Raw genomic sequence first — 8,285 nt, 5'->3', positions numbered from 1 at the left:
CCGCTGCCCGAGGTGATCACGCCGCGCAGCATCTGGTTCATGTAGTAGAGCGGCGGGTTGTTGATCGCCTGGCCGTTCTCGCCCGTGCCGTGCTGATAGATGACGCGGCCCGAGGGGGTGCGGATGCGGCTGATGCCATAGGCCTCGACCCGCTTGCCGCCATTGGCGAAGGCGTCATAGGCCTGGGCCATCTCCAGCGGGCTGACCTCGACGGCGCCCAGGGCCATGGACGGCTGCAGGCCGATCTGGCCGGTCACGCCCAGGCGGCGCGCGGCGCGGGCCACGGCGTCGCGGCCGACCTGATCGGCGATCGAGGCGGCGACCGTATTGGTCGACTGAGCCACGGCCTGGGCCAGGGTCATCTGACCGGAGAAGTTGCCGGAGTAGTTCTTGGGCGACCAGCCGCCAATGGTCACGGGTTCATCGACCACGGTCGTGGCCGGGGTGTAGCCGGCCTCGACCGCCGCCAGATAGACAAAGGGCTTCCACGCCGAGCCGGCCTGACGGCGGGCGTCAACGGCGCGGTTGAACTGGCTGTCGGCGTAGGAGCCGCCGCCGATCATGGCGCGGACCCGGCCTTCGCCGTCCAGGGCGACCAGGGCCGCCTGCTCGACGCCCCGGCCCTTGTCGCGGTCGAGGATGCGGCGCACGGCGCGCTCGGCGTCGGTCTGCAGGGTCAGGTCCAGGGTGGTCTCGACCACCATGTCCTCGGTCGGCTCGCCGACCAGGCCGCGGATCTGCTTGTCCAGCCAGTCGATGAAATACTGGGCGTGCTGGCTGGCCAGGGTGCGCGAGACGCGGACCGGCTCGGCCACGGCTGCGTCGCGCTGGGCCGGGGTGATGGCGCCGGTGTCGACCATCTCGTTCAGCACGACATTGGCGCGGGTGGCGGCGCGTTCGCTTTCCGACACGGGGGAATAGCGCGACGGGGCCTTTAACAGACCGGCCAGCAGGGCGGCTTCGCCCACCGTCAGCTTCTCGGCGCTCTTGTCGAAATAGCGTTGCGAGGCCGCCTCGATGCCATAGGCGCCGGCGCCGAAATAGACCCGGTTCAGATAGAGGGCGAGGATTTCCTTCTTGGTGAACTTCATCTCCAGCCAGACGGCCAGCATCAGCTCCTGAACCTTGCGCTTCAGGTTCTGGTCGGGCGTCAGAAACAGGTTCTTGGCCAACTGCTGGGTGATGGTCGAGCCGCCCTGGACCACGCGTCCGGCCTTGAGGTTCAGGGCCATCGCCCGGCTCATGCCGATGGGGTCGAAACCGGGGTGGTGATAGAAGCGCCGGTCCTCGATGGCGATGAAGGCGGCCGGGACATAGTCGGGCAGGGCGTCCAGGTCGACCGGGGGCGCCATCTGGGTGCCGCGCACCGCGATCAGGGCGCCGGAACGGTCCAGATAGGTGATCGAGGGCTGGCGATCGACCTCATAGAGGGTCGAGGTGTCGGGCAGGTCGCGCGCGAAAACCGCGAAGAAGACGACCGCGAAGATCAGGCCCCAGACGGCCAGCACGGCGCCCCAGTAGAAGAGGTTGCCCAGGAAGGACCGACGCGGCTTTGCGCGACCATGGCCGCCGTTCGGGCCGCCGCCCTGATCGTTGCGGTCCGGTCCGCCGTCTCTACGCGCCATGAAAGTCCCTCTCGCCAGCGACGCGACCCTAGCCGGTCACGCCGCCGCAGAAAACGCCCCGCTTGTGATCACGAGAGCGTGAGGGTCTATTTCGCCGAAAGAAAGGCGTCGAGCTGGCCATAGAAGGCCGTCGGTTGGTCCAGCATGATGAAGTGGGCGCTGTCGTCGATGCGCTTCAGCTTCGCCCCCGGCAAGGTCGAGAAGGACATCTGATAGATGGCGTCGGTGATGGCGTCCGTCATGCGCGGGTCGTTGAACTTCACATAGAGGACTTCGGTCGGGGCGGTGATCTTGCCCAGTTCGGGGCGCAGGTCGGTGACGATCAGTTCACGGAAGGCGGCGGCCGAGACCTGCTGGTCGCTGGTCTCGACGTCGCTCAGCGGGCCGGTGCGGGCGGCCTCGGTCTTGATCATGGCGGTGACGGCGGCCTTGGCCTGGGTCAGATACTGGTCGCGAGGGCTGCCCGACTGACCGGCGTAGACCTGATCGGCGACGGGGACGACGCTTTCGGCCGTGGTTCCGGGCGGGCCGAACATGGCGCCCATGAAGGGGATCATGTCGACGACCATCAGCCTGCCGACCAGGTCGGGGTGACGCGCGGCCAGCATCATGCTCATGGTGCCGCCCATCGAATGGCCGACGACGGCGGGCTTGGTCAGGCCCTGTTCGCGGATGTAGCGGGCGATCTCCTCGGCCACGGGGGCGGCGACCGGGCCGGCGGCGTTGCCCTCGGCGGGGGCCCCGGCAAAGCCCTGAACGTGGATGCGGTGGACGCGGTAGGCGCCGTTCAGGTGGTCGACCGCCCCCTGCCAGACGGCGGGCGAGGAGCTGAGGCCGGGGATGAAGATGACGTCCGGTCCCTGGCCCTCGACGGCGACATGGATGCGGTCAGAGGCGAAGGCGGCGTGGGCGTGGCCGTGGGCATGGTTGGTGTGACCGTCCTGGGCCTGGGCAGCCAGGGGCGAGGCCAGGACCAGAAGGGCGGCGGCGATGGCGATGCGATGGTTCATAGCGTGGCTCCCCGAAAGATGATCCTTGAACTAGACGATCAACTTTGCAATGTAAAGTTCTTTTTGTAACCCGTCATCGACCCCGACGACACGGACGGCGTCTCTTGATAGAGAGGCGGGATGAAGCCAGCCGCCGTCGATCCCGTCCAGTCCTCTGATGTCGCCGTTCCTGAGGCCAAGGCTCCGCCTACGGCCTTCGGCAAGGGCTTCGTGCGCGACGCCTGGTATTTCGTCGTCCTGGCGCGCGAGGTGCCGGTCGCCAGCCTGAAGCGATACGAGGTGATGGACGAGCCGGTGCTGATCGGGCGGACGCGCGCGGGCGAGGTCTACGCCATGCGCGACATCTGTCCGCATCGGGCCGCGCCCCTGTCGGCCGGGCGTCTGGTCGAAAAGCCGGGCGAGGGCGAGACGATCGAGTGCCCCTATCACGGCTGGCGCTTCCGCCCCGACGGCGTCTGCGCCGCCATTCCGTCGCTGGTCGAGGATCAGGCGTTCGAGGCGAACCGCATCCGCGTGCGGTCCTATCCGGTGCGCGAGAGCCAGGGTCTGGTCTTCGTCTGGATGGCCTCGGACGCGCGCAATCCGTCCGAGCCGGACCATGAGCCGCCGCTCTTCCCCGGCGCCGAGGGCGAGGCCAAGCTGGTCGAGGCCATGGATTTCGACAGCCACATCGACCACGCCGTCGTCGGCCTGATGGACCCGGCCCACGGCCCCTTCGTCCACCAGCAGTGGTGGTGGCGCTCCGAGCATTCGATGCACGAAAAGGCCAAGACCTTTGCGCCGCGCGACTATGGCTGGGCCATGGTGCGCCACGCCCCGTCGTCGAACAGCCGCCTCTACAAGATCCTGGGCGGGGCGCCGGCGACCGAGATCACCTTCCGCCTGCCCGGCTATCGCTGGGAGCATATCCAGGTCGGGGCCAAGCAGGTGCTGGCCCTGACCTGCCTGACGCCGGTGACGGAGACCAGGACCCGGATCACCCAGATCTTCTGGTCCGACCACTGGGTGTTCAATGTCGCCAAGCCCTTCCTGCGGATGGGCGTCGTCGCCTTCCTCAAGCAGGACGGGGGCATGGTGAACCTGCAGAACGAGGGGCTGAAATACGACCCCGCCCTGATCTGGATCGACGACGCCGACAAGCAGGCCAAGTGGTACCAGCAACTCAAGCGCGAATGGACCAGGAGCCGCGCCGAGGGCCGCGCCTTCGTCAATCCGATCAAGGAAGTGGTGCTTCGCTGGAAGAGCTGACGAGGGGCGGCGGGATCCGGCTCTGAGCGCAAGAAAAAGGCCTCTCCCCCGCGACGGGGAGAGGCCTTTTTGTTCAGCGGCGAAGGGCGTCGGCCCTTGGCGTCTTACTGCCGCGCCAGCTGGCTGGACAGGATCAGGTCCAGCTGCTTGCGGATGTGCGGCGTCAGCTCTTCGATGCCCCAGTTGTCGTAGGCGGCGTAGCGGAAGTTGGCGATGAAGACGTCCCAGATCATGCGGGCCATGACCAGCTGATCCAGATCCTGGCGCAGTTCGCCTTCGCGGATGCCGCCTTGCAGCACGGCGATGACCGCCTCGATGATCGGCTTGACGAAGGTGCGCGAACGGGCGTCGGCGGCTTCGGGCTGGAACCACGAGCGGGCGATCATGGCCTGCATCAGCGGCAGGTGCTCCAGCGAGCGGTGGTAGCCGGCGGTCAGGCCCTCGGCCAGACGCTCGGCGACGCGGTCTTCATGACCGGCGGCGGTCTGGATGTCCTGCAGCAGGCCGGCCATTTCCTCGGCGAAGACGCACTCGAACAGCTCGGCCTTGTCCTGGAAGTTGGCGAAAACAGCGCCGGTCGACATTCCGGCGCCCTTGGCGATGTCGCGGATGGTGGCGGCGTCGTAGCCGCGCTCGGCGAACAGGGCGCGCGCGGCGTCCAGCACCTTCTGGCGGGTGCGGATCTTGGCCGCCTGACGACGGTTCAGACGGGGCTGGCCTTCGGCCTCGACGGCTTCAGGGGCGGACAGGGGGGTATCACGCATCAGCAAAAAAACTCTGGCAGCTCGGGAAGGGCGAAACGCCCGCCGGTCGTGGAGGAACAGCAGCGTCGTCAGCTGTGGTCCAACGCCGCCTTGGCGAGAACCACGAACCAGGCGACGACCGACGTCCCGTGGGGGGAGGGTCGAACTTTCATCACCGAACAATGACCAAAATGGGTCGCTAACCGATCTCAAATCCTGCCCAAGCTTGGCCTTAAGGTCAATCAGGGTAAGGGATTTTACTTAGTTTGGCCTCCCGCAGGCGGGGTGAGCGCCGCGGCCCGGAGCGTGCGGAAGGCGCGCGCCGGGCGGGCGCCGCGTCCATCGGGCGCGGCTGTCTGGAAGGCCTTGCGGAAGCCGTCGCGGCGTTCGTGAATCGAGGCCAGCACCAGCCCCATCGGCACCCCCAGATCGACCAGGGTGTTCTCGGCCAGTTGCAGGCTGGCCTCGGTGGTTTCCGGCACGGCGTCGGTGACGCCGAGGGCGTAGAGGCGCGCCGCGTGCCGATCGTCGCGGGCGCGGGCGATCAGAATCAGGTCGGGACGCAGGGCGCGCGCCGTGCGGACGACCTCGTCCACCTTGGAGGGCGCGTCCATGGTGACGATCAGGGCGCGGGCGGTGGCCAGGCCGCAGGCGTTCAGCAGCTCGGGCCTGGCGGCGTCGCCGTAATAGACTTCGCGGCCCTCGGCGCGGCCGGTTCGAACCGAGGCCGGATTGGCGTCCAGGGCGACGAATTTCTGATCGTGCTCGGCCAGGAGGTCGCCGACCAACCGGCCGACGCGGCCGAAGCCGACAATGAGGACGGCGCCGTCCGGCGCGAGCACGGACGGCGCCGTGGGCGACAGGTCCTCGGTCGGGGCAGCTGGGGGAGCGATCCGCCCGGCCAGGGTTCGCGCCAGAATCGCCATGATGGGCACCGTGAACATGCTGAGCGTCGCCGCCAGCATGGCCTTGCGGGTCAGATCGGGGTCGGCCAGGCCCTCGACCAGACCGGTGGACAGGACGACGAAGGCGAACTCGCCCGCCGGGCCCAGCACCAGGGCGGTCTCGATGGCCGAGCGCGCCGCCAGCCCCCAGGCCCGGGCCAGGACGAAGATCACCAGGGCTTTAATCAGGATCAGGCCCCCCGCCATGCCCAGCACCGTCACGGGGTCGGCGGCCACAGCGTCCAGATCCAGGCCGATGCCGACGCCGATGAAGAAGACGCCGAGCAGCAGACCCTTGAACGGGTCTATGGACACCTCGACCTCGCGCCGGAACTCGGTCTCGGCCAGAAGCACGCCGGCGACGAGCGCGCCCAGGCTCATGGACAGGCCCACCGCCTGGGCCGCCAGGCCGGCGGCGACGACGACCAGAAGCGAGGCGGCGACGAACAGTTCGCGGCCCTCGCCCCGGTGCTGGGCGCGGGCCACCGAGCGGAACATGGGTCGCAGCACCAGCCGTCCCAGAAGGACCATCAGGAACAGGCCGCCGGCCGCGGGCGCCAGGGTGAAGAGGGCGCGTCCCAGTTCGGCGGGCGCGATGTCCGCGCCGCCCTGGGCGAGCGTGGCCAGAACGGTGACGGTGATCAGGATGGGCGCCACGGCCACGTCCTGGGCCAGAAGGACGGCGAAGGCAGCCCGGCCCGTTTCGCCCTTGAGGCGGCCCTGGGCGGCCAGGACGGGCATGACCACGGCGGTCGACGACAGGGCCAGGCCCATGCCCAGGACCGCCGCGCCGGCCAGGGGCTGGCCCAGGATCATGAAGAGGACGGCGATGGCGCCGGCGCAGATGGCGATCTGCAGCATGCCGAGGCCGAACACGAGGCGCCGCATGGCCTTCAGCCGCTCCCACGACAGCTCCAGCCCGATCATGAACAACAGGAAGGCGACGCCCAGTTCCGACAACTGGCGGATCTGCGCCTGGTCGCCGATGGTCAGCCAGCTGAGCCAGCCCGTCGACTGGGCGAAGCGGCCCAGGCCGTCCGGGCCGAGCAGGACGCCGGCGGCGAGGAAGCCCAGCACGGGGCTGATCTTCAGGCGATTGAACAGGGGCACGACCACCCCGGCCGCGGCCAGAAAGACCACCAGGTCCCGATACTCGCCGCCGTGCGCCTGATCCATGCATCCTCCGTAGCGTCGCACTGTGACGCAGGCGATCACGATCTGGCGATACGGCTCGCGTCTTTCATGAACTTTTTTTAAGACGCGCCGACGCTCACGGCGGGATTAGGGTCCGCGCCGAACCTGAGCACAGGCTGATCGAGGGAAACGCTTATGAAGAAACTGCTGATCGGGGCCGCTGTCGGCGCCCTGCTCCTGCCTGCGGGCGTCGCGGCTGCGCAAGACGGCCATGACCATGCCTGCGTGGACGACTGCTGCACGGTCGTGGAGCTGTTCCACGGCGCCTCGGCGCCCGAAGGCGGCGCCGCGCCGGCCGGCTGGGTCGGCACGGACGCGCCCAAGTACGGAACCTGGGGCTTTGACCTGTCGGGCCGCGACACCTCGGTGTCGCCGGGCGACAGCTTCTTCCGCTACGCCAACGGCACTGCCTTCGACAAACTGCAGATCCCGTCGGACCGCACCTCCTACGGCTCCTTCCCGCTGCTGCGCGAACTGTCGGACAACCGCATGAAGGCCCTGATCCAGGGTCTGGTCGCGCGCACCGACCTGGCGCCCGGTTCGGACGAGGCCAAGATCGCCGACGCCTACCGCAGCTACATCGACGAGGCGCGCATCGAGCAGCTGGACGCCCAGCCGCTGCAGCCCTTCCTGGCCGCCATCCGCGCCGCCGACACCCACGAGAAGATCGCCGCCTACATGGGGCAGACGCAAGGACGCGTCGGTTCGTCCTTCTTCGGCACCGGCATCACCATCGACCAGAAGAACCCGACCCGTTACGCCGTGACCACCGGCCAGTCGGGTATCGGCCTGCCGAACCGCGACTACTATCTGGACGCCCGCTTCGCGGACAAGAAGGACAAGTATCAGGCCTATGTCGCGCGGATGCTGACCAACATCGGCTGGGCTGATCCCGCCGGTCACGCCGCCGCCATCGTCGCCCTGGAGACCAAGATCGCCGAGGCCCACTGGACCCCGATCGAAAACCGCAACCGCGACAAGACCTACAACGAATACACCATCCGGACCCTGGCCGCCGAGGCGCCGGGCTTTGACTGGACGGGCTATTTCAACGCCGCTGGCCTGGGCTCGATCGACCGTCTGATCGTGCGCCAGAACACGGCCATGCCCAAGATCGCCGCCATCTTCGCCGAGACGCCGATCGACACCCTGCAGGCCTGGCAGGCCTTCCACACCACCGACGACGCCGCCGGCAGCCTGTCCAAGCGTTTCTCGGACGCCCAGTGGGAATTCCGTTCGCGCGACCTGTCGGGTCAGCCCGAGCAGCGCACGCGCGAAAAGCGCGCCATCAGCTTCGCTGAAGGTTCGCTGGGCGAAGCCGCGGGCCGCCTGTACGTCGCCGAGTACTTCCCGGCCGAATCCAAGGCCAAGATGGAAGAACTGGTCGCCAACCTGCGCACCGCCCTGTCGCACCGCATCGACAACCTGACCTGGATGGGGACGGAGACCAAGGCGGCGGCTCAGGAGAAGCTGCGCAAGTTCACCGTCAAGATCGGCTATCCCGACAAGTGGCGCGACTAT

General features: G+C 68.2%; 5 protein-coding genes and 1 pseudogene. 2 read left to right on the top strand and 4 right to left on the bottom strand.

Translation table 11 applies throughout. The features are described from left to right. Together VGE49_RS06770 and VGE49_RS06765 are read right to left on the bottom strand one after the other, a co-directional pair. Window positions 1-1,625 (bottom strand): transglycosylase domain-containing protein (locus tag VGE49_RS06770; RefSeq protein ID WP_331033799.1); only part of this gene is annotated, 1,625 nt, incomplete at its 3' end. Between the two features lie 86 nt (window positions 1,626-1,711). Further along, window positions 1,712-2,635 (bottom strand): alpha/beta fold hydrolase, encoded by a 924-nt coding sequence (locus VGE49_RS06765; RefSeq protein WP_331033798.1) that lies wholly within the window; start codon window positions 2,633-2,635, stop codon window positions 1,712-1,714. A gap of 120 nt (window positions 2,636-2,755) precedes the next feature. Between VGE49_RS06765 and VGE49_RS06760 the strand changes: the two genes are divergently transcribed. Further along, window positions 2,756-3,883, top strand: a complete 1,128-nt coding sequence (locus tag VGE49_RS06760) for an aromatic ring-hydroxylating dioxygenase subunit alpha (protein ID WP_331033797.1) — start codon at window positions 2,756-2,758, stop codon at window positions 3,881-3,883. Between the two features lie 104 nt (window positions 3,884-3,987). On the opposite strand, the gene VGE49_RS06755 is transcribed toward VGE49_RS06760, so the two are convergent. Continuing rightward, window positions 3,988-4,647, bottom strand: a complete 660-nt coding sequence (locus VGE49_RS06755; protein ID WP_331033796.1) for a TetR/AcrR family transcriptional regulator — start codon at window positions 4,645-4,647, stop codon at window positions 3,988-3,990. A gap of 236 nt (window positions 4,648-4,883) precedes the next feature. After that, the gene (locus VGE49_RS06750) at window positions 4,884-6,746 is read right to left on the bottom strand and encodes a cation:proton antiporter domain-containing protein (RefSeq protein ID WP_331033795.1); all 1,863 of its coding nucleotides are present in this window, start codon (window positions 6,744-6,746) and stop codon (window positions 4,884-4,886) included. Between the two features lie 153 nt (window positions 6,747-6,899). Between VGE49_RS06750 and VGE49_RS06745 the strand changes: the two are divergent. After that, window positions 6,900-8,285 (top strand): annotated as a pseudogene (locus VGE49_RS06745) (M13 family metallopeptidase N-terminal domain-containing protein); the annotation flags it as partial.

Source organism: Brevundimonas sp. (assembly GCF_036405315.1).
Taxonomy (GTDB): Bacteria; Pseudomonadota; Alphaproteobacteria; order Caulobacterales; family Caulobacteraceae; genus Brevundimonas.
The sequence above is the reverse complement of the archived record's forward strand: the minus strand, read 5'-3'. Positions and strand labels throughout refer to the sequence as shown.

Excerpts from the sequence above, each read along its gene's own strand:
- VGE49_RS06765 (WP_331033798.1), bottom strand. The coding sequence starts at position 2,635 with ATGAACCATCGCATCGCCATCGCCGCCGCCCTTCTGGTCCTGGCCTCG.
- VGE49_RS06760 (WP_331033797.1), top strand. The coding sequence starts at position 2,756 with ATGAAGCCAGCCGCCGTCGATCCCGTCCAGTCCTCTGATGTCGCCGTT.
- VGE49_RS06755 (WP_331033796.1), bottom strand. The coding sequence starts at position 4,647 with ATGCGTGATACCCCCCTGTCCGCCCCTGAAGCCGTCGAGGCCGAAGGC.
- VGE49_RS06750 (WP_331033795.1), bottom strand. The coding sequence starts at position 6,746 with ATGGATCAGGCGCACGGCGGCGAGTATCGGGACCTGGTGGTCTTTCTG.